At 33.3% G+C, this 19006-nt stretch carries 19 protein-coding genes; 15 read left to right on the plus strand and 4 right to left on the minus strand.

Going from position 1 to position 19006, the window contains the following annotated elements:
* Positions 1-56 precede the first annotated feature (56 nt).
* From E4N78_RS07830 to E4N78_RS07865, 8 genes are all read left to right on the plus strand, one after another.
* The gene (locus E4N78_RS07830; RefSeq protein WP_255810007.1) at positions 57-914 is read left to right on the plus strand and encodes a flagellin N-terminal helical domain-containing protein; all 858 of its coding nucleotides are present in this window, start codon (positions 57-59) and stop codon (positions 912-914) included.
* Between the two features lie 189 nt (positions 915-1103).
* Positions 1104-1475: a flagellar protein FlaG gene (locus E4N78_RS07835; RefSeq protein ID WP_255810008.1), complete on the plus strand. Its 372-nt coding sequence runs from the start codon at positions 1104-1106 to the stop codon at positions 1473-1475.
* A 41-nt stretch (positions 1476-1516) separates the two neighbouring features.
* Positions 1517-3487, plus strand: a complete 1971-nt coding sequence (gene fliD, locus E4N78_RS07840; RefSeq protein WP_255810009.1) for a flagellar filament capping protein FliD — start codon at positions 1517-1519, stop codon at positions 3485-3487.
* A complete protein-coding gene (locus E4N78_RS07845; protein ID WP_255810010.1) occupies positions 3488-4078 on the plus strand; it encodes a hypothetical protein in 591 nt (196 codons plus the stop codon).
* 23 nt (positions 4079-4101) lie between these two features.
* On the plus strand, positions 4102-4362 hold the full coding sequence (locus tag E4N78_RS07850; RefSeq protein ID WP_255810011.1) for a hypothetical protein: 261 nt from the start codon (positions 4102-4104) through the stop codon (positions 4360-4362).
* Positions 4363-4370: 8 nt separating this feature from the next.
* Positions 4371-4799 carry a tRNA (adenosine(37)-N6)-threonylcarbamoyltransferase complex ATPase subunit type 1 TsaE gene (gene tsaE, locus E4N78_RS07855; protein ID WP_255810012.1) on the plus strand — a complete coding sequence of 143 codons (429 nt, stop codon included), beginning with the start codon at positions 4371-4373 and terminating at the stop codon, positions 4797-4799.
* 75 nt (positions 4800-4874) lie between these two features.
* Positions 4875-5531, plus strand: a complete 657-nt coding sequence (gene tsaB / locus E4N78_RS07860; RefSeq protein WP_255810013.1) for a tRNA (adenosine(37)-N6)-threonylcarbamoyltransferase complex dimerization subunit type 1 TsaB — start codon at positions 4875-4877, stop codon at positions 5529-5531.
* A gap of 138 nt (positions 5532-5669) precedes the next feature.
* A complete protein-coding gene (locus tag E4N78_RS07865; protein ID WP_370645031.1) occupies positions 5670-6689 on the plus strand; it encodes an HD-GYP domain-containing protein in 1020 nt (339 codons plus the stop codon).
* A 2-nt stretch (positions 6690-6691) separates the two neighbouring features.
* On the opposite strand, the gene hemW is transcribed toward E4N78_RS07865, so the two are convergent.
* Together hemW and lepB are read right to left on the minus strand one after the other, a co-directional pair.
* Complete coding sequence (hemW, locus tag E4N78_RS07870; RefSeq protein WP_255810015.1) at positions 6692-7852, minus strand: radical SAM family heme chaperone HemW; 1161 nt, start codon at positions 7850-7852, stop codon at positions 6692-6694.
* Positions 7852-8553 (minus strand): signal peptidase I, encoded by a 702-nt coding sequence (gene lepB, locus E4N78_RS07875; protein ID WP_255810016.1) that lies wholly within the window; start codon positions 8551-8553, stop codon positions 7852-7854. Before lepB ends, hemW begins: the two co-directional genes overlap by 1 nt.
* Positions 8554-8625: 72 nt before the next feature.
* Between lepB and smpB the strand changes: the two genes are divergently transcribed.
* Together smpB and E4N78_RS07885 are read left to right on the plus strand one after the other, a co-directional pair.
* Positions 8626-9090, plus strand: a complete 465-nt coding sequence (gene smpB / locus E4N78_RS07880) for an SsrA-binding protein SmpB (RefSeq protein ID WP_255810017.1) — start codon at positions 8626-8628, stop codon at positions 9088-9090.
* A gap of 3 nt (positions 9091-9093) precedes the next feature.
* Positions 9094-9951, plus strand: coding sequence for a TP0183 family DNA metabolism protein (locus E4N78_RS07885; RefSeq protein ID WP_255810018.1), 858 nt, complete (start codon positions 9094-9096; stop codon positions 9949-9951).
* On the opposite strand, the gene E4N78_RS07890 is transcribed toward E4N78_RS07885, so the two are convergent.
* Both E4N78_RS07890 and E4N78_RS07895 read right to left on the minus strand, forming a co-directional pair.
* Positions 9948-10502, minus strand: a complete 555-nt coding sequence (locus tag E4N78_RS07890) for an L-threonylcarbamoyladenylate synthase (RefSeq protein WP_255810019.1) — start codon at positions 10500-10502, stop codon at positions 9948-9950. The two genes, E4N78_RS07885 and E4N78_RS07890, sit on opposite strands and share 4 nt — an antisense overlap.
* A complete protein-coding gene (locus E4N78_RS07895; protein ID WP_255810020.1) occupies positions 10477-10926 on the minus strand; it encodes a septum formation initiator family protein in 450 nt (149 codons plus the stop codon). Before E4N78_RS07895 ends, E4N78_RS07890 begins: the two co-directional genes overlap by 26 nt.
* 147 nt (positions 10927-11073) lie before the next feature.
* Between E4N78_RS07895 and E4N78_RS07900 the strand changes: the two genes are divergently transcribed.
* Genes E4N78_RS07900 through E4N78_RS07920 form a run of 5 tightly spaced genes read left to right on the plus strand, consistent with a single transcriptional unit; the run spans position 11074 to position 19006 of the window.
* A complete protein-coding gene (locus tag E4N78_RS07900; RefSeq protein ID WP_255810021.1) occupies positions 11074-13584 on the plus strand; it encodes a midas domain-containing protein in 2511 nt (836 codons plus the stop codon).
* On the plus strand, positions 13584-14519 hold the full coding sequence (locus E4N78_RS07905) for a hypothetical protein (RefSeq protein ID WP_255810022.1): 936 nt from the start codon (positions 13584-13586) through the stop codon (positions 14517-14519). Before E4N78_RS07900 ends, E4N78_RS07905 begins: the two co-directional genes overlap by 1 nt.
* Complete coding sequence (locus tag E4N78_RS07910) at positions 14503-16011, plus strand: 6-hydroxymethylpterin diphosphokinase MptE-like protein (RefSeq protein ID WP_255810023.1); 1509 nt, start codon at positions 14503-14505, stop codon at positions 16009-16011. Before E4N78_RS07905 ends, E4N78_RS07910 begins: the two co-directional genes overlap by 17 nt.
* The gene (locus tag E4N78_RS07915; RefSeq protein WP_255810024.1) at positions 16008-17525 is read left to right on the plus strand and encodes a motility associated factor glycosyltransferase family protein; all 1518 of its coding nucleotides are present in this window, start codon (positions 16008-16010) and stop codon (positions 17523-17525) included. Before E4N78_RS07910 ends, E4N78_RS07915 begins: the two co-directional genes overlap by 4 nt.
* Entirely contained in the window at positions 17525-19006 is a 1482-nt protein-coding gene (locus E4N78_RS07920) for a diguanylate cyclase domain-containing protein (RefSeq protein ID WP_255810025.1), read from the plus strand. Before E4N78_RS07915 ends, E4N78_RS07920 begins: the two co-directional genes overlap by 1 nt.

Genomic DNA, 19006 nt, shown 5'->3' on the forward strand with positions numbered 1-19006 from the left:
TACAGGAGTATTTTTCAGCAAAGGATGCTGAACTATAGGACTTCAGGGAGGGTCATATGATTATTAATCACAATATGAGTGCAATGTTTGCACAGAGACAGGGAGGAGTCAACGAACTTCATCTCGCAAAAAACATCGAAAAGCTTTCCAGTGCGGAAAGAATCAACCGTGCAGGTGATGATGCTTCCGGTTTAGCCGTATCCGAAAAGATGCGCAGCCAAATCAGAGGTTTAAACCAAGCCGGACAGAACATTCAAAACGGTGTTTCTTTCATTCAAGCAACTGAAGGTTACTTAGGTGAAACGACAGATATAATACAGAGATTAAGAGAGTTGGCTATACAGGCCTCTAACGGCATTTATTCCGCCGAAGACAGGATGCAGATTCAAGTTGAAGTTTCACAGCTTGTTGATGAAGTAGACAGAATCGCAAGCCATGCTCAGTTTAACGGAATGAATATCCTAACAGGCCGTTTCGCTCAAGATTCCGTATCGGGACCTATGCAGCTCCATGTCGGTGCAAATATGGATCAAAGAGAAAAGATCTATATAGGAACAATGACAGCTACAGCACTCGGTATTATAGGAGCACAGCAAGGCGGAGAAGATGCAATGATTTCAATGTCTTCAGTAGACGGCGCAAACATGGCATTGGGAACCCTTGATAATGCTCTTAAACAGATTAACAAGCAGCGTGCAGACCTAGGTGCATATCAAAATAGGTTTGAAATGGCATATAACGGCATCGCAATTGCCGCCGAAAATATGCAGGCTGCCGAATCAAGAGTCCGAGATGCAGATATGGCTAAAGAAATTGTAGACTATACAAAGAACCAGATCTTGATCCAGTCAGGAACTGCTATGTTGGCACAGGCCAATGCACAACCCCAGAGCGTTGTTAGGCTTCTTCAATAACAAAGCAGATCTTATAAAGGCCGAAGATATAAGAGATAACCGGATGTCATCTCTTAAAATTAAAAGCCTTTAGAATTTTTAGGAAGAAAGAAGATGCGCCCTTCTTCTTCCTTTTTTTACTGCTAAGAGTTGATGCTGAATATATTATTGATGTCACGGATGATGTCTATTTAAACCAAGGAGGTTTTTATGAGTATAGAAATAAGCGGCATAGGGCACCAAGCAGCATTACAAACACGACGGGATACCGTAATTAACGGCTCCATGAGGGCTGCATCCGACGTAATAGCACAAAAGGAAGCAGCAGAACAAACCCAAGATCAAAAAGCTCTTGCTGACCCTAATGAAATATCAAAAGCTGTTGCACAAATTCAAAAACTCTGTAATATGTGTGATAGAAAATTACAATTTAGAGTAAATAAAGACACAAACCGTATCGTTATTAAGGTAATTGACACAAATACCGACAAGGTAATAAGGGAAATTCCATCAGAAGAAATACAAAGACTGCAAGCAAGAATAAGAGAAACCGTCGGCCTTTTATTTGATGAAAACATTTAGTCGGAATTTTCCCTGGACTGTTTTAAAATATAGGGGTTTAGATGTCCGATTTAAGTATACCCGGAGTCAACAGTACATACGAAAAGCTCGTTGAAGCTTTAATGAAAAAAGAAAGAATTCCTCGAGATAGAGAAGCAGAAAAGCTTGAAAACCTGAAATTGCAGGACGATTCATGGCGGCAAATTAATAAATTCTCACTTGAAGTACGTAATGCCGCAAGAGATTTATATTCCTTTAATAGTCCATTCGTAGAAAAAATAGCAGAATCATCTAATGAAAGATCCTTTACAGCTGTTGCATCAAGAGGAGCCAAGGATCAAAACGTAAAACTCAATATAGTTCAAATTGCAGAAGCCGATAAATTTTTAACAAAAGAAATAAATAAAGATATTGAAATAAAAAAGGGTAAATACACATTTAAAGTAGGAGAAAAAAGCATTTCAGTAAATTGGAAGGGCGGTAAGTATAAGGGTTTTATAGATCTTGTAAATTCCAAAGCAAAAGATATATTAAACATAAGCGAAATAAAAGTAAAGCCTGACACTAAATCCCTTTTATTTTCATCAAATATAACCGGAGAAAAAAACAGGCTGGAATTTGCAGATGATGCCTTATCCATGGCCCTTGAAATGGAGCTTGTTAAGAAAAACAATTCATCCGCTATAAAAACTTCTGTTAATAGTCTTGAAACAAGTCCCGAATCTTCTCAAAAAATAGATTTTTCAGAACATGTAAAGGCTAAAGACCAATACATAATGGAACTTACAATCTCTGTCAAAGATCCGGCAAAACCTCAGTCTCTAAAAACCGAAGAAAAAAACGGTAAAATTTATGAACAAATCGGCTCCATATCTTATAAGGGTATAGTAATACAAAATGAAGCATCTCAAGACGGTTTAAATAAAGCTGAAATCAAAAGCTCTTCAGTAGGCTCATCTTCTAAAGTAGATATGAATATCTTATCGCTGGAATCTACACGCGGAGTTTTTATTCCACTACCCTCTCTTTCTGAAAATGCAGAAACTCAGACAATTACAATTCCTTTGGCTGAATATGGGGATGTAAAAGCATTATCAATCAATAATAATAACTCAAATAAGACTATTTTTGTTGAAAATATTAAAATATTAGACCCAAAGGCAGCCGGAGAATGTACTCCTGTAAACCCCGTTTCAACAGCTCAGGATGCAATAGTTAATTTTGAAGGTATTCAAATTAAAAGAGACAAAAATGATATAGACGACTTAATACCCGGAGTAACCATTCATGCTCATGAATCTTCGGAAAAACAGGAAAAACTTACCATAAAGCCGGATGTAGAGGCCGTCAAAAATGCCATTATTGAGCTTGTAGCAAAATATAACCGTGTTTTTGCTCAAATAAATATATTAACACAAAATAAGCCCGAAATAATAGAAGAGCTAACCTACCTTTCTGAAACAGAAGTCGAAGATGCTCAAAAAAAGCTTGGCTTAATGTATGCAAATTCTACATTAACATCTTTAAAATCTAATTTAAGACAAACAATAAACATGCCTTACAAGCCTTATGATGATTCTAAAATTTTTATGCTGGCTCAGTTGGGCATCTCTACAAAGTCTGACTCATCAAGCGGAATAGATATGTCCCGGCTGAGAGGCTATTTGGAAATCGATGAAAAAAAACTTGATGAAGCTTTAAACAACAACATGGAAGAGGTTAAGCTTTTTTTCGGTTTCGATTCGGATGGAGATATATTAATAGACTCTGGACTTGCTCATGCAATGTATGAATACATAAACCCATATACACAAAGAGGCGGTATTTTCGGTATACAAACAGACTCTCTCAAACAAAAAATGGACTCTTCGCAAAAAAGAATAGAAAACTATGATAAAAAACTGGCCGAAAAAGAGCAGTCGCTTAAAAAAAAATACGGCGTAATGGATGGGACTTTAAAAAGTTTACAAAAACAATCTCAAACAATGAAGAATTTTACGGATTCTCTAAAAAAAAGTAATAAGGATGAATAAATGAATATAAAGCTAAATGAAAAAGAACTTGACTTGAAATTCGATAATGAAATAACTATAGGAGACGTGCTTGGAAATATAGAAGCTGCATGCAGGGAAAAAAAGAATACCATTACTCAAGTATATGCAGACGGAAAGGCATTAACTATAAATGAACTGGATGAGCTTTTTCAAAAACCGATTCAAAACGATCTTAATATTGAGCTTTTTACCACAAGCGGAAATGATGTAAAAGAGTTTTTAAAAGAACTTGGAAAAGAGTTTGTAAAAGATGCGGAAAAAATTGAAGGCATACCTTTACAGGTTCAAACAGGAAATAGTACTGATGTACTTAAAGTGATTGAAGAATTTTCACTGAATTTAACAAAATTTTATGAAACGGCTAAATTATTTGATATTGCAGATATAAGCGAAGATTTTACTTTTGGGGAAAAGAAATTAAGTGAATATCAAAAAGAAATATCATCTAATTTAGATGCTATTATAAATGCAATAGAAAATACGGATACTGTAGAGATTTCGGATCTTGCAGAATATGAATTAGCACCGCTTGTAAAAGAGCTTGGAAATAGTTTATTATCAATAAGCTAAAAACTTAACCGGAGATTTAAAGGATGATTGTTTCTGAAATAAAAAATATAGAAAAAGAAGATACACACATATATTACCGGCAAAAATATGTCGGAACAGCAGTTTATACGATATTGGGAAAAGAACAAAAAGGGAAAGTGGAATTTTTTGTAGAGCATAAACCTACAGGTGAAACTGAAATACAGGTACAGATGATAGACAAGATAGATTATCCTCTATTGCAAATAATGATGGAATTAAAAGCCTGTGTTCGCCGTTTGATTGACATGAGGAAATTACCTTAATAGAGAACATGGAATTTATAGTAAAAACGGAAGCCGAAACCATCGAGCTTGGAAAAAAAATAGGAAGATGCTTAAAAAAAGGAGATATTATAGCTCTTGACGGTACATTAGCGGCCGGTAAGACATACCTTACAAAAGGCATCGCTCTGGGCTTAGGAATTAAAGAAGATGTTACGAGCCCCACATTTACTTTAATATCAGAATACTCGGGACGGCTTCATTTATATCATATGGATGTTTACAGGCTTGACAGCGTTGAAGAGTTTTTAGATTTGGGTACTGAAGAAATGTTATACGGAGAAGGAGTCTGTGTTATTGAGTGGAGTGAAAAAGTAAAATCCGTATTACCTTCAAATACGATTTATATAAACATAATCGTAAATGAAGACAATTCACGAAAAATTATAATAAATAGCAATTATTTTAAAATAATTTAAAATTTATCCTTGTCATATCAGCATTAGTTCAGTATAATGTAAGAAGCGGTTTATTATTGGGGACTACGGAGACTTATGAATATAGTTTGTATTGATACAAGTTGGAAATCTATTTCAATTACAGCCCAAGGCGAATTAGGCGTGTTTACCTCAATTTTTACACCGGTTCGAGCAAGGCATTCATCTATTTTGATTCCTGCAATAGAAACAGCAGTAAAAGAAGCAGGCTTTTCCATAAATGAAACAGAGGTTATTGTATGCCCTCAAGGACCGGGAGGCTTTACAGGCCTAAGGCTTGCCTACTCCACTGCAAAAGCAATTCAATTAAAAACTAATGCCGAATTTTATTGTATCCCCGTATTGGAAGCTATCTGCTCCAAATATGCAGGAAAAGGACAATTTTTATCTATCATCGATGCAAAAAGAGATTGTTTTTATGTTCAGCTGTTTGAAGACAAAATCCCGTCTTCTCAAGCTCTCGATATATCTGCAGAAAAGACCATTCAACTAATAAATAAAAATAAAAACACCCTAATTTGCGGATTTGGAACCGATAAATTTAAAGAAAGCATCATACAGTTGATTGAAGAGGATAAATTCACTTTTATAGAAATTGATCCGGAGATTATATCAAAATTAATGCTTGATTGTTTTATATCGGGCAAAAACCATATAAAGGTAGAGGATTGGGACGGCCCTGTTTATGTGAGAAAAAGTGATGCAGAGTATTGATTATAACGGATTAAAGGAGGCAGGATTATGAACGAAGAAGATGTTATAAGTACGGAAGAAATCGGAACGCTGGATAAAATCGATGAAAACTTAGAAGAACTCACCGATGACATTTTTCAAGATGATACTGAAGATCTTATGGATTCATTATATTTAAAAAATAGTAGTGAAAACTCTGAAGTATTTAAGACCGCTGTCGGACTGCTTGCAACTCCGACAGTTTGCTCAATGCTATTAGATAATAACTTTTTAATACTATACATAAGTGATGCAGTCAAACACCTATTTGAAGGATATCACGATATAGAAAAAAAGCCTTTTTTTAATATATTTGGAAACACCCTTGAAAAATCAACACTGGATGACCTCTTAGGAAAATTAAAAAGCCCTAAAAGAGGTTATTCATGGTCAGGTATTTTAAAACACAAAACAAGATACCGCAAAACTATGTATACAAAGACAAATATATTTCCTCTTTTTGAAAATAATAAGCTCAATGGATACTGGGTAATGTTTGAAGATATAAGCAACGCTTATTTAAGTCAGTATAGGGATATGATGAGAAGCTTATTAAATGCTTCAAAACTAAAGGATAATGATACAGGCTTTCACAATGAAAGACTAAATTACTATTCAAAGGTTCTATCAGAAGCTGTCTTTGAGTCTAATTTATATCCTCAAATAGATGCAGATTTCATTGATAATATTTCATCTCTTGCAGCTATTCATGATATAGGAAAAATAGGAACTCCCGATTATATTTTACAAAAAAAAGGAAAACTTACTGATGTCGAATGGGGAGTAATGAGGGACCACACAATTAACGGAACCTTAATTCTTGCAAATTATCCCATACCTATGGCAAAAGAAATTACATTAAGCCATCATGAAAAATGGGATGGAAGCGGATATCCATATAAACTTGCAGGAGAAATGATTCCCTTATCAGCCAGAATTGTAGCAATAGCGGATGTTTACGATGCCCTGCGTATGAAAAGATCTTATAAGGCAGGTGTTTCACATAAAGAAACGGTTGAGTGTATTTTGCAAGGCTCTGGAAGTCATTTTGATCCGAGTATAATTGAAGTATTTAAAGGTATAACAAAGGAATTTGATTATATCTGGAAGCAAAATAAAGACCATAATAAAGCAATATAATTTTACACAAAAAAAGAGTCGATTTGCTGAAAAATATCCTGTAAAAATAAATTCAAATAAAGAAAACCTTTATCAGTTAAGTAAAATTTTTCAGCCGTCAAAACTGCATAATCCCTGTATTTGAACATTATTTTTTCAATAAAGGCGCTGATATCTTTTCCAAATCTTAATTTAAAAAACTTCCGATCTAATCCATCCTTTAATCTTAAACCCATCATAAAAGTTTCTTCTATAAATTCTTTTTCATCTATAGTTTCGTATTCATACACTTCATCCCTATTTTCACAAGAAAGCCACTTATGAATATTTTTAATGGCAGAAAATCTGATAGCATGAGCAGGTAGATTTTCAGTTCTATCGAAAAAAATTGAGCTAAAAGCACCCGGACCTATACCTATATAATTTTGCAACCTCCAATATTTCTCATTATGTATACTTTTATATGAATTTTTGTATGAAAAATTAGACACTTCATATTTAGTATAGCTATTTTTCTCCAAAATATCCTTTCCATAAAGCCATAGAGCAGCAATCTCATCATCTTTTTCGGAACTAATCTTTGTATTTGAACAAAGAGCATATAAAGAAAAATGCTCGGGTATAAACTTTAATAAAGTTTTTATATCGTCTTTAATAATACCTGAAGTTTGATTCTTTAAGCCTGCAATCAAATCACATGACAAAAGAATATTTTTTTCTTGCCTCAAAAGCTCAAGAGCAAAAAGAGTTTTTTGTCTACATCCCCTCCGATTACATGCTTTTAATACCTCATCAGATAAAGACTGAACACCCACAGAAATACGGTTAATACCGCCTTTTACGGCAGCAGATAAAAAGTCTCGGCTTAAATCTTCAGGGTTAATTTCAATTGAAAACTCTTTAGGAGGATTTTTTTGATCTTTTAAAATTTGAGAGGAGATAAAATAAATATCATCCGGGGATAAAAGAGATGGTGTACCGCCTCCTATATATACCGAATCCCACTCTTCTATTCCATATTTTTTTGCTTGAATATGTATATCGGTAACCAGTCTTCGTGCAAAGGGACTTATACCTTTACAGCCTAAAATATTGTTAAACTGTCCAGCTTTAACCGAAAAAAAATCGCAATAAGAACATTTTTGTACACAAAAAGGAATATGAATATATAAGCCTGAATTCATTAGTCTATTTTAAATTTATTAATCGGCCAGTATTTAAAAATTATTTTTCCGCATATTTTTTTGTCTCCGTCTACGGCTCCCCATAGACGGGAATCATCAGTAATTATACGATTATCACATAATACAAAATATTCATTTTCTTTTAGGACGGTTTTAGGATAAGAGCCTGAAAACGGAATGGAGGAATCCCAATTTTTAGGCAATTCCTTTATTTCAATATCATAATTTTTTTGAGCCAATTCAAATTCCGTTAAAAAATGCTCGGAATCCTTTGTTTTTATGTGGACAACAAAATTCTCCATATAAACCGTATCTCCGGGCAAACCCACAATCCTTCTAATAGAATAAAGACCAGAATTTTGAGATTCAAATGGCTGAAAAAGCTGAAAAGTAATAAAACCTATAATAGAATTAGCAGCATTTTTAAAAAACGACTTTGAATCAGAATAGGATCCGTCAATAATTACCAAATCCCCTCTTTTTGCAGAATAAGGATTATAAATAGGTGTAGACAAAACCATATCTCCTTTTGAAATTCCCGGAAGCATAGTATTGGTTTGCAGTCGATAAGTTTTTACCAAATAAGATGTTATTAATGTATAAGTACAAAAAGCAAAAATAAACAAAAAAGCAATAAAAATAACCTTGTTCCTGTACTCTCTTTTTTCCGTATATGAATAACTTCGATACTTTGCCGTCATTTTAAACCTCACTGCATAATATCATTTTCTTCCGTCGTTGACAAGTATTAAATCTATGCATATAATATATCTATGGAAAAAGAGCCTATAAAAATTATAGCAAAAAACCAAAAAGCTTTTTTTAACTATGCAGTTGAAGAAAAAATAGAATGCGGTCTTGTTTTAAAAGGCACAGAGGTAAAATCTTTAAGGGAAGGACGGATATCTTTTCCTGATGCTTTTGCCGAGATTAAGGATGATGAAGTATGGGTCAAGAATTTTCATATTTCAGAGTATATTTATTCTTCGGTTTTTAACCATGATCCATTACGCCCAAAAAAGCTTCTTTTAAAAAAGGATGAAATAAAAAGACTAAAAAGAAAAGTAGAAGAAAAAGGCTATACATTAATTCCGCTGGAATTTTATTTTAAAAACGGTATCGTTAAAGTACTCTTAGGTGTTTGTAAGGGTAAAAAGACCTTTGACAAGCGTGCAGACATAAAAGAAAGAGATATCAAGAGGGATATGCAAAGGGAAATTAAAATAAGGAGTACATAAATAATGAAAATGCAATTTTTTTATAAAATTCCAAGATATTTACTCTTAATTCTACTAATGGCTTTTACTACAGCCGTATATGCAAACCCTACCGTTGGAGTGTTTAAAATAGAATCCAAAAATATAACCGAGCAAACGACTGCAGCCATAAGTAATGCTCTTTTTAGTTTTGTAAAAGAATTAAGAAGATATGATATAGTGGATATGCGCTCTACCCCCGTAAGCGAGACTGATGCACAGATGAGGTTTGATTATGTTTTTGCAGGCAAAATAATAGGCTTGGAAAACGGAATACAGCTTGAACTGATGTTAAAAAATTCTTCGGATAAAATCACACGGCGTATATCAAAGATATATCAAAGTGTTAATTTGATTTTATTAGATTCCAGGATATTGGTTTCAGATATTTTCGATAAGTCGGTAAATTTATCGGAGATGTACAATTTTGAGAGCCCCGTCAGTCAAAATATTCAGGATGAAGTCTTAGAAGTTAAAAACATAGATGTTCTTTCAGGTTCTTGGCATGGAGAAGAAGGCATAGAACGCATTGAAATTATGAGGGGAGGAAGAGCTATAGCAGTTCTTTCCAGCGGAATTTCCCTTTTTTTACAAATGAAGATAAATGACGGTTATTTAATTATAACCCAATCCGGCACACCCCTTCCTAGACAATTCCAAAATTTACCTGACCAAATAGCAAAAAAGGCCGCTGAAATGGGTAAAACACCGTCATGGAAATTTTTAGTTTCCTCAAATAATAAAATTTTAGTGGGAGAAAAAAACGATATTGAGGTAGTCTATCAAGGAAATACCATATCAATAAATGAAGTAGTAAAAAAAGTACGCTGGAGTAAAAACTAAAAGGTCAAAATTAAACTACCTTGCCTTATTATACAAGGTTCTTTATCCGTTAAGCTAACAATAGTAGATGATAATCCGTTTAAATTTCCACCATCCACAATCAAAGAGACCTTATCTTCAAATTCTTCAATTATTTTGTCTATATCGTTAAAAATAGGACATCCGGCATAATTTACACTGGTAGAATATATGGGGCTGCCTGTTTTGCTTATTAAATTTCTAAGCCAATAATCGCCGGGGCATCTAAAAGCTGAAGTTCCCCCGCCCTGTTTATCCTTTACTATTATAGTTAATGGCCCGGGCCATAAATGAAATATATTATCCGGTATAATAGTATCCGTATATTTATAAATATCATCCGGCTCGGAAATCAGACTTATAAAGCTTTTTTCAGCCTCTCTTCTTTTGATTTTCATTATTTTATCCTTTGAAAAAGGAACAATACCTGAAAAACCGTAAACAGTATCTGTGGGAAGTATTATAACTTCATTTTTTTTTAACAAAGAAGCAGCTATATCTAAAGATTTAAGATCTTTTTTTAGAATAAGCATTTCTTTTTACCCTCAACATTTCAAAAATAATAACAATTATGCCTAGAGAAACTGCTATTGTTTTACAAATATAGTCGGAAAGATAATAAGGTTTTTCAATTTCTAAGATAGTCCCAGGTTTTAAACTTCTTCCAAAACCGGCATTGAAGTTCGCAAGCTTGATTATACCCTCATTATTATATATATATCCTAATTCATGGGCATAAATGGCGATAGTTTCGGGATCATAAGTTAAATTTTTTATATGGCTGTCCAAATCATCCCCTATTTCTTTAAGAGATAAGACATGAGCCATAAGAACATCTCTTTGAACTTCTATAAATTGTTTTGAATACACTCCCTTAGGGCCAAAAGAAACGGCTAAAGCAGTATAGGCAAAAATAGAGACAAAAATAGGAATAAGTACTTTAAAATACATTTTCATAGCCTAAGTATATAACGGCATTTTTAATTTTTTCTTGAATTTTTTTATCAAACTATGTATAATTATTCAAGTAAACTGTTTAGGTTATTTACAAATTCTGTCGATATATAGTATAATTATTGATATAGTTTATACGGGAGAAATAGCATGGCATTAGATTTTAACAAAATAGAAGAACCGGATGATTCGGTTTTTCCGGTAAAACTTGAAGACGACTCAAATCTTGACATGTACGGCGTATGGGTTAAAAAAAGTCCTGAAAGAAAAGATGACCAAGAGAGTGATATTTTACCTATAGAAAATGACACTGCTGAAAATCCTTTGGACGATGATATATTAAGTTTTGATGATCATGATATAATCGATTTGGACGCATCGGATGACTCTTTAGAGTTTGAAGAATTAACAGCATCTGATGATTTCGACAAAATTGATGATAATATATTCGAAAACACCGATACTCCGACGGAATCTGAATTTTTTAATGATGAATTTGATATTTTCGATGAACCGGATGCAGTGCTCATCGATGAAGGAGAGGTAAAGAACGAAAATTATGAATTTGAAGATAAATCCTCTCTTGAAGAGCCTATTTTTGACGATATTGAAGAAACTGAAAAAGACGGCGTATCTGAAAACGAAGTATCTAAAAATGCGGATATAAATGAATTCGAAAATCTTGATGTAGATGAATTTTTAAGCGATGAAGAATTCGGAGCATCTTCTGAAACAGATGAAAAGGAGAACAGCATTACACAGGAAGGTACCGGGTCTGAAAATAATATAAAACTAGACCTTTCTTTTGATGAAGATTACTTAGAAAACAAAGAAAGCGATGCTATAGACTTTGAAGGAGATGATTTTGAAGTAATCAGCGATGAAATGGATGCGCCGGAAGTTTTATCCGAACAAGAGATCTTTCATTCAGGTATGGAAAATTTACCTGAACGAAAAATTGATGATATTGCAGATTTAGATCAAATTATAGATGAACTCGACTCTAATGACCAGAAAAATGAAGATATAACTAAAACTGATACAAGAAATGAAATTCCTCTAAATATTGCAATAGATGAAGATTCGGATATATCCTCTCTTGCAGGGAAAAATATGGGAAGCGATGATGAGTTGGAAGATGTAGCTATATTTACAGACATTACCAACTTTGAAGACGTTAACGAAGATAATAAAAAACAAGATGAAGACAAAGGTCTGATTATTGAAAGTACAATAATTGAAGCTGGAAACATAGAAGAAATCAGAGAAGAAAATAGAAAAATTATGGACAATTCATCTTCGGCAAACATCAATCAAGAAAAAGAGATAAAAGAAGAACCCATTGATGACTTTGATTCAATGCTGGATAATGTTATGGGAACAACAGAATCAATAGATGAATCAAAATCGGCTAAACAAAATGACGATATATTCTTTGACGATATTCAAGCTCTTGAAAATGATCTTTTAGACTCAGATAATACACAAAATATTAAAGATGAAGATACAGGTAAGGCCGAGAAAAATACGGAAGTACACCAATCTACAGCCTTAGCAAATGACAGAGCAACCGAAATATTGATTCAAATTGCGGGAGAATTGTCCAGCATTAAAAATGAACTTGCAACTTTAAAATCCGAAATGGCTCAAGCAAAACAGAAAGCAGAAGAGCCTAAAGATTTTACACCTGAACAAACTTCGGTAACCGAGAATATATTGAATGAAGTAACTACTGAAAAAGATGAAAGCGGTTTTTTCAATGATGATGACGGAGATGAAACAATAGCGCTTACAGGTGATGAACTTAATAATATATTGATTACGGCGGACTTTACTGAAGAAAATGCTGAAAAAGATTACGAAATTCCGGAAACATTGGATGACATAAATGATGCCTTTCTAACTGATGATAAAGTTTCTGATAATACTGAAACTTACACAGATAAAGATTTATTAAATTCTGTTGAACCGGAGCATATAAATGATATAAATGAAGATCTGAGCTATCTTGACGAAAGTGAGGAACCTAATGTAAGTATTGACACTGATGATGGATTGGATGAACAAAATGTAAAAACAGATGATTTTGATGACTTTGATTTAAAAATCACAGAGCTTGAATTACCTGATGGACAAAGTATTCCTTTAGGTGATGAGTACATAGATATTAACACCATCACAGAAAATGTTGAAGAAGGACATGATGAAGCCTCTGATATTGCAGATCTAAGCTTTACCGAAGATAAAACTCAAATAGATGAAGATAACACAGGTTTAGATATAGCCGATGAAATCAAACCTGCAGAAGTACAGGAAGATTATATTGAAGAGGCTGATAACTTAGACGTTGATGATGGCATGGGATTTAAAGACATTCCCGAGGCTCATGTTGAAAATCATGATGACACCGTATTTTCAGCAGAAGAGCTTGATCAAGCCTCTAAAGAGATTCCCAGACTTGACCTTGAGGAAACAGCGGCAGAACAACAAAAGATAAAAACAGAAACGCTGCCGATACATTTAAAAGATGAGATAAAGTCTGTTTTGACATATATGGACCAGCTTCTTGAAAGCTTACCTGAAGAAAAAATAGAAGAATTTGCAAAATCGGAATATTTTGACACTTATAAACGCCTTTTTGATGAGCTGGGGATATCTTAATGGGATTAAGGCATATAGCGGAGGTTGTTAATCTAAAACATCAGCAGCCTCTAAAAGAGCCAAATCAAGATTCACATTCTACTTTTTTTAGTGCAAAGCATGATTTTAAATCTCTTCTTACAGGTTTAGAAGTCGAAAAAGGAGGCTTTTTAGTAAAAATAGATGAAGATTTTTACAGTCTTTGCTTTGCATCAGGTATTGATATAACAACATTCCATCGTTGCCTAATACCTGCAGAAATTATCGATAATTTTAATATTGAAGAAAATAAATGGTATATGCTTTCAGATACAAATTTAAGTTCAATTAAAAACTTCTTTTCTTCACAAGAATACATAAGCATTACGGATATTATTTTATTTTCAATCGAAAAAGATAAAACTTTTTTATTTTTAATAAAATCACAAAAAGACACATACAGAAACTCTTTTAACTTGATAAATGCAGATCAAATACTACGTCAATATCTATCTAAGTATGATAAATATAAATCAATTATAGGAACGGCACGGCCGGCCTACCCTTCTCAGCATGGAATGGATACAATAATACTTAAGATAGAATCGGCTCTTAATTTTAATAATCAGGCACACTTAGTAAGTATTTCATTTAAGAATATTTTTCCGGATGTCATAAAACTTCAAAGCGATCTGGATTCGCTGAGTCTTTATTATTCCATGGTAAATAAAATATATAACTTAATAGGAAAATCCAATATTGCTATCTTAGGAATGGATAACAGTATTTATATTTGTATCTTTTCGGCACAAAATATCCCAATGGAGCTTTATACAAAAAAAATACTGGATAATCTTTACACTATTTACGGGGAAGAACTTTGCTCAAAACTCATAGTGGAATATACCGGAACCTCAAAAAATATAAATAAAATAAAAGATTTTTTTAAGGCCGGAATAAATGATAAAACAATTTAAACTTCATTCATCGTATAATCCGCAAAAAGAAGCAGAACGTTTTTGTGATTCGATAAAAGGCAGCCCTCAAATTATAATTGTAACAGAACCGGGGGAGTCCTATTTAGCTCCTGCTTTGCGTAAAAAATTTCCTGAAGCTAAATTGATAGCAATGAGGTATACCGATACATTTTTTTTAGATTCAGATAAACTTTGGGATAATGTGTGGAGACCGGCTTCCGGAAATGCAGTATTTTTTTTAGTCAATAATATTCCTGATGAATATTTACCCGCAACTGTTTTCTTACCTTGGAAGGCGGCTGAAAATATTTGGCCCAAATCAGCCGATTCCACATGGAAAGATATTTCGGAAGCGGTAAAAATAATTCAAAGTATAATCGCTACAAGGTCTTTTTTTGGAAAAAAATGGCTAAAAAACATGGGAGACAACTTTATTTTTGCCGAAACTCCTGCGGCTATAAGTAATTTAGAAGAGAATTCTACAGCCGATATAGGTCTTTCTTTTTTTGCAGCTGCAGGTCCAAGCCTAGACATGATATTAAATAATTGCAGTAAAAATATCAATAAAGTATTTACCCTTGCTGCAGCATCGGCTTTACCGGCCTTTAAAGCTAGAAATATAAAACCTGACCTTTGTATATCAACCGATGGAGGTTTCTGGGCAGGAAACCATTTAAAGTATTTAACCGCAGATACATTTAAAGAAACATTGCTAGCCTTTCCTATGGAGGCAAAAATTCCATACAATATTTTAAAAAATAAATCTTGTGTTTTTTTAAGCTACGGCTCAGCTCTTGAATCTCTTTTTTTTGAAAAGCTTAATATTAAACCTATTTTAGCACGAAGAAACGGAAGTGTTTCAGGAACAGCGGTTGATTTTCTTTTAGATAATACTAAAGGTAATATTTTTATTGCAGGATTAGATCTAATGAAATCTAAAGGTTTTTCGCATTGCATTCCTCATGAGAGCCAAAACTTAAAAAATTATTCGGCAGGCAGGCTTGAGCCCATGTCTAATTTTGCAGCCGTCTCTAACTTTGATCTTCGCTCTTTAAAAACTTATAAACAATGGTTTAGCCGGATTCCAGATAATAAAGCAAAAAGACTGTTTAGGCTGGGAACATACCTCGAACCTCTAGGAAACATAAAATCAAAAACAGATGACGAATTCAGTCTTGAAGTCATTAAACAAGAAAAAAAGACATTAAGCTTAAAAAAATTAGAAAAAAAAACTTTAAAAGAAAAAAAAATCATATTATCCGATATTTATAAAAATATACAGAAAGAAATAAAGGCCGATGTTTTTTTTGGAAAAATATTAACCTCACAAGAAAAAAACATAGAAAAAGAGTTATGCGAATTTATCTCTTTTCAAACTTATATAAATTTCTTAAAAGAAAGAGGTTCGGATAATCAAAAGGAAATTAGGCTTAAACTTGAAGATGAAATGGAAATATTTTTAAAAGAACAAATTAAAAGGCTTGAAATATGAGTATATTTGATAAAAATATTGATGCCTTAAAAAAAAATAATTATAAACTTGTTAAAGAAATAATAAGAGCCGAGGAAAAGTCCGACTACTCACAAACCGAGCTGTCAAAAACAGGCCTTACACTTCCAATATTAAAAAATGGAAAACATCTGCATTCGAAATATGACCCTCTGAAAGAAGCTGAGCGTTTTTTTACCGGAAATGAAAATTTTGTTCTTTTTTGCGGTTTAGGCTCAGGTATTCATATAGAATATTTTTTAAATAATTTTACAACAAAGGCTTGTGCAGTAACAGACACGGATTTTGCAAATTTAAAGGCTTTATTTAAAATAATAGATTTTTCAAGGATATTATCAAACCCTAATCTTTATTTTTTACCGCCATTAGAATCTGAAAATTTTGAGAGTGAATTTATAAATAATTATATTCCGATCCTGCATGGAAATTTAGAGGTAAAGCTTCTAAAGCCATGGGAAGATTTTTATAAAGAAAAAATACCTTATTTTCAGGCAAAGATAAAAAACTCCTTAGAAAAGATAAAGACGGATGTTTCAACTCAAGCCGTATTTGGAAAGATTTGGATGCGTAATATCTTGCTTAATTTAAAAACAGCATCTCTTATCAATCCGAAAATGCCGAAGCTTGATTTAAATAAATCTGCATATATCCTAGGAGCCGGACCTTCTCTTGAAAAAGCCTTAAATACTATAATCGATAAAAGAAGTTCATTATACCTTTTTGCTTCAGACACGGCATTTTCTGTTCTGGAAGCAGCAGGAATTGAAGCCGATTTTTTTGTAAGTATCGACCCTCAAAATATTTCTTATGCTCATTGCTTTAAACCCTTTACAAAAAATGTCATAGGTATATTTGACCTTTGTGCAAACCCCATCCTTCCCCGTGAATTTTTACAAAACGGAAATAGTCTGTTTTTTACAAGCGGCTCCCATCCGTTTGCTCAATATGCAGCTCAAAGCTCCCCATTCCCCTACATGGAAACAGGAGGCGGCACAGTCGCTCTTGCGGCAAAATCTGCTGCTATTTCATTAGGATTTAAGGATATATATTTTGCAGGCTTAGACTTTGCTTATACTGACGGCAAGGCCTATTCCAATGAAACCTATTTATCAAAACAATTTATAAAAACGGCTAACAGGTTTTCAAATTTAGAGACAAAATTTTGTGATCTGATGTTTAGAACACCGGTAAAAAAAATTGAAAAAAACGGAAAAATAACTTATACAACAGAGCTATTGGAAGGCTATAAAAGTTTTTTTTACTCAAATGATGCCGCTCTAAATAAAAAACTTTGGGAAAAAAAAGATTTTTCAATTTTTCCATACAACGATTTTATCAAAAGCTTAAAACAATCTTTGAAAACAAACAATCCCATGTTTAAAAGACTTTTTTTACCTTATTTTACATATTTAAGTAAAAAATTATCTAAAAATATATCGGATTTTGCCGATTTAGAACTTGTACTATCTGAAATTCTGGAGTATACTATAAACTAATGAAAAAGATGTATATTGGCATATATGCCGTAATTGCGCTATTAATTATATTGGGAACATTTTCGTGGTTTGTATTTGGAATCATAAAGGATTCCGATGCCGGTGCAGAGGAAGCTCGCTCAATTTTTGCTTACTTTGCAAAACAAATTATAGTTTCAGCCGAAAAAGAAAATTTTGCCGACAAAGCATATAATCAAAATTTATACTCCATCGCAGAAGAGCTGGAGCTTAAAGCCTTTATTATTTCAAAAGACAATAAAAATATTGTAGTATCATGGCCTAAAAATTCCGAGCTTATCAGCTATGATGAACAAGGAAACTTTATTATCAGGCCAGACTCGTTATTTGTAAAAAATTTTAGCGGAAATATAAGCGTAAAAGCTATAAAGGATTATAATACGGACCTTATCTTAACGGCCTCTATTCCAACATTGAAATCCGGTATAATTTATATAAGACTTAGAAGTGCTTTTTTTATTATGCTGACAATAGTTCTTTTAACCGCAATAGTAATCTTGATTACAAATCTTTCAACTACATCCGAAAGAGTATATGCGGATATACCGGAGGTTAATAAAAAGACTTACGGTGATCAAACAAGCTTCTTTATAAAAAATGAAACGATAGATGAAGCCTCACCAAAAGATGAAGTCTATCCTGATATAAAAGAAGATGTATATTCGAATATTGAAAATACCTATAATGAAAATAACCGAGATTTTGATAGTTCAGGCGATAGTGAAGCTTTGAAGGCAGATAAGCCAGCCGAGCCGGACTATACGGATGATGATGTCTACAGCCTTGAAGACCTAGATAACCTAAGTATTACCAAACATTTCCCCTATGAATCAGGAGTAGAACCAATACCGGACGACAAAAAAAATATTACATATATAAGCTCCGATTCGGATGAATATACTGAGTTAAAAAACACCAAAAAAAACTCTGTACCGAATACAGGAAATACCGATATAGACAAGGTTCGAGGCCTTTATTCACCTATTACGGGAATAAGCTGGCAAGAATATCTGCCTGAATATCTGGAATCGGAACTACGAAGAGCTGCATCATCCGAACAGGACATAGCCTTAGTTATTATGAAGCTCAAGGATTTTACTCTCGAAAGTCTAATAGGAAAAAAGATTGCAGCCCTTTTGATCGATTTTATAAAATTTAGAGATATGATTTTTGAATTCGATGAAAACGGATTCGCGGCTATTCTTCAAGACACCAACTTAGATGAGGCTATGAAAAAAGCGGAGGAAATATATAAAGGCACTAAAAGCATATTAAACGAATATGATATCTCTGAACCGGTTTCGATAGGTATCACAACAAGAACCTCCCGTCTTATTTCTTCAGGAAGAATGATTGAAGAAGCTCAAGCAGCGGTAAACCGTGCTATAAATAATAATGAAGATCCAATAGTTGCCTTTAGGGTAAATCCTGAAAAATACAGGGAATTTATTTCGGATAATTAA

This window comes from Treponema denticola (assembly GCF_024400535.1).
Lineage (GTDB): Bacteria > Spirochaetota > Spirochaetia > Treponematales > Treponemataceae > Treponema_B > Treponema_B denticola_C.

What these genes read in the sequence shown, in the direction of transcription:
- E4N78_RS07830 (WP_255810007.1), top strand. Translation starts at nt 57, where the DNA reads ATGATTATTAATCACAATATGAGTGCAATGTTTGCACAGAGACAGGGA.
- E4N78_RS07835 (WP_255810008.1), top strand. Translation starts at nt 1,104, where the DNA reads ATGAGTATAGAAATAAGCGGCATAGGGCACCAAGCAGCATTACAAACA.
- fliD (WP_255810009.1), top strand. Translation starts at nt 1,517, where the DNA reads ATGTCCGATTTAAGTATACCCGGAGTCAACAGTACATACGAAAAGCTC.
- E4N78_RS07845 (WP_255810010.1), top strand. Translation starts at nt 3,488, where the DNA reads ATGAATATAAAGCTAAATGAAAAAGAACTTGACTTGAAATTCGATAAT.
- E4N78_RS07850 (WP_255810011.1), top strand. Translation starts at nt 4,102, where the DNA reads ATGATTGTTTCTGAAATAAAAAATATAGAAAAAGAAGATACACACATA.
- tsaE (WP_255810012.1), top strand. Translation starts at nt 4,371, where the DNA reads ATGGAATTTATAGTAAAAACGGAAGCCGAAACCATCGAGCTTGGAAAA.
- tsaB (WP_255810013.1), top strand. Translation starts at nt 4,875, where the DNA reads ATGAATATAGTTTGTATTGATACAAGTTGGAAATCTATTTCAATTACA.
- E4N78_RS07865 (WP_370645031.1), top strand. Translation starts at nt 5,670, where the DNA reads ATGGATTCATTATATTTAAAAAATAGTAGTGAAAACTCTGAAGTATTT.
- hemW (WP_255810015.1), bottom strand. Translation starts at nt 7,852, where the DNA reads ATGAATTCAGGCTTATATATTCATATTCCTTTTTGTGTACAAAAATGT.
- lepB (WP_255810016.1), bottom strand. Translation starts at nt 8,553, where the DNA reads ATGACGGCAAAGTATCGAAGTTATTCATATACGGAAAAAAGAGAGTAC.
- smpB (WP_255810017.1), top strand. Translation starts at nt 8,626, where the DNA reads ATGGAAAAAGAGCCTATAAAAATTATAGCAAAAAACCAAAAAGCTTTT.
- E4N78_RS07885 (WP_255810018.1), top strand. Translation starts at nt 9,094, where the DNA reads ATGAAAATGCAATTTTTTTATAAAATTCCAAGATATTTACTCTTAATT.
- E4N78_RS07890 (WP_255810019.1), bottom strand. Translation starts at nt 10,502, where the DNA reads ATGCTTATTCTAAAAAAAGATCTTAAATCTTTAGATATAGCTGCTTCT.
- E4N78_RS07895 (WP_255810020.1), bottom strand. Translation starts at nt 10,926, where the DNA reads ATGAAAATGTATTTTAAAGTACTTATTCCTATTTTTGTCTCTATTTTT.
- E4N78_RS07900 (WP_255810021.1), top strand. Translation starts at nt 11,074, where the DNA reads ATGGCATTAGATTTTAACAAAATAGAAGAACCGGATGATTCGGTTTTT.
- E4N78_RS07905 (WP_255810022.1), top strand. Translation starts at nt 13,584, where the DNA reads ATGGGATTAAGGCATATAGCGGAGGTTGTTAATCTAAAACATCAGCAG.
- E4N78_RS07910 (WP_255810023.1), top strand. Translation starts at nt 14,503, where the DNA reads ATGATAAAACAATTTAAACTTCATTCATCGTATAATCCGCAAAAAGAA.
- E4N78_RS07915 (WP_255810024.1), top strand. Translation starts at nt 16,008, where the DNA reads ATGAGTATATTTGATAAAAATATTGATGCCTTAAAAAAAAATAATTAT.
- E4N78_RS07920 (WP_255810025.1), top strand. Translation starts at nt 17,525, where the DNA reads ATGAAAAAGATGTATATTGGCATATATGCCGTAATTGCGCTATTAATT.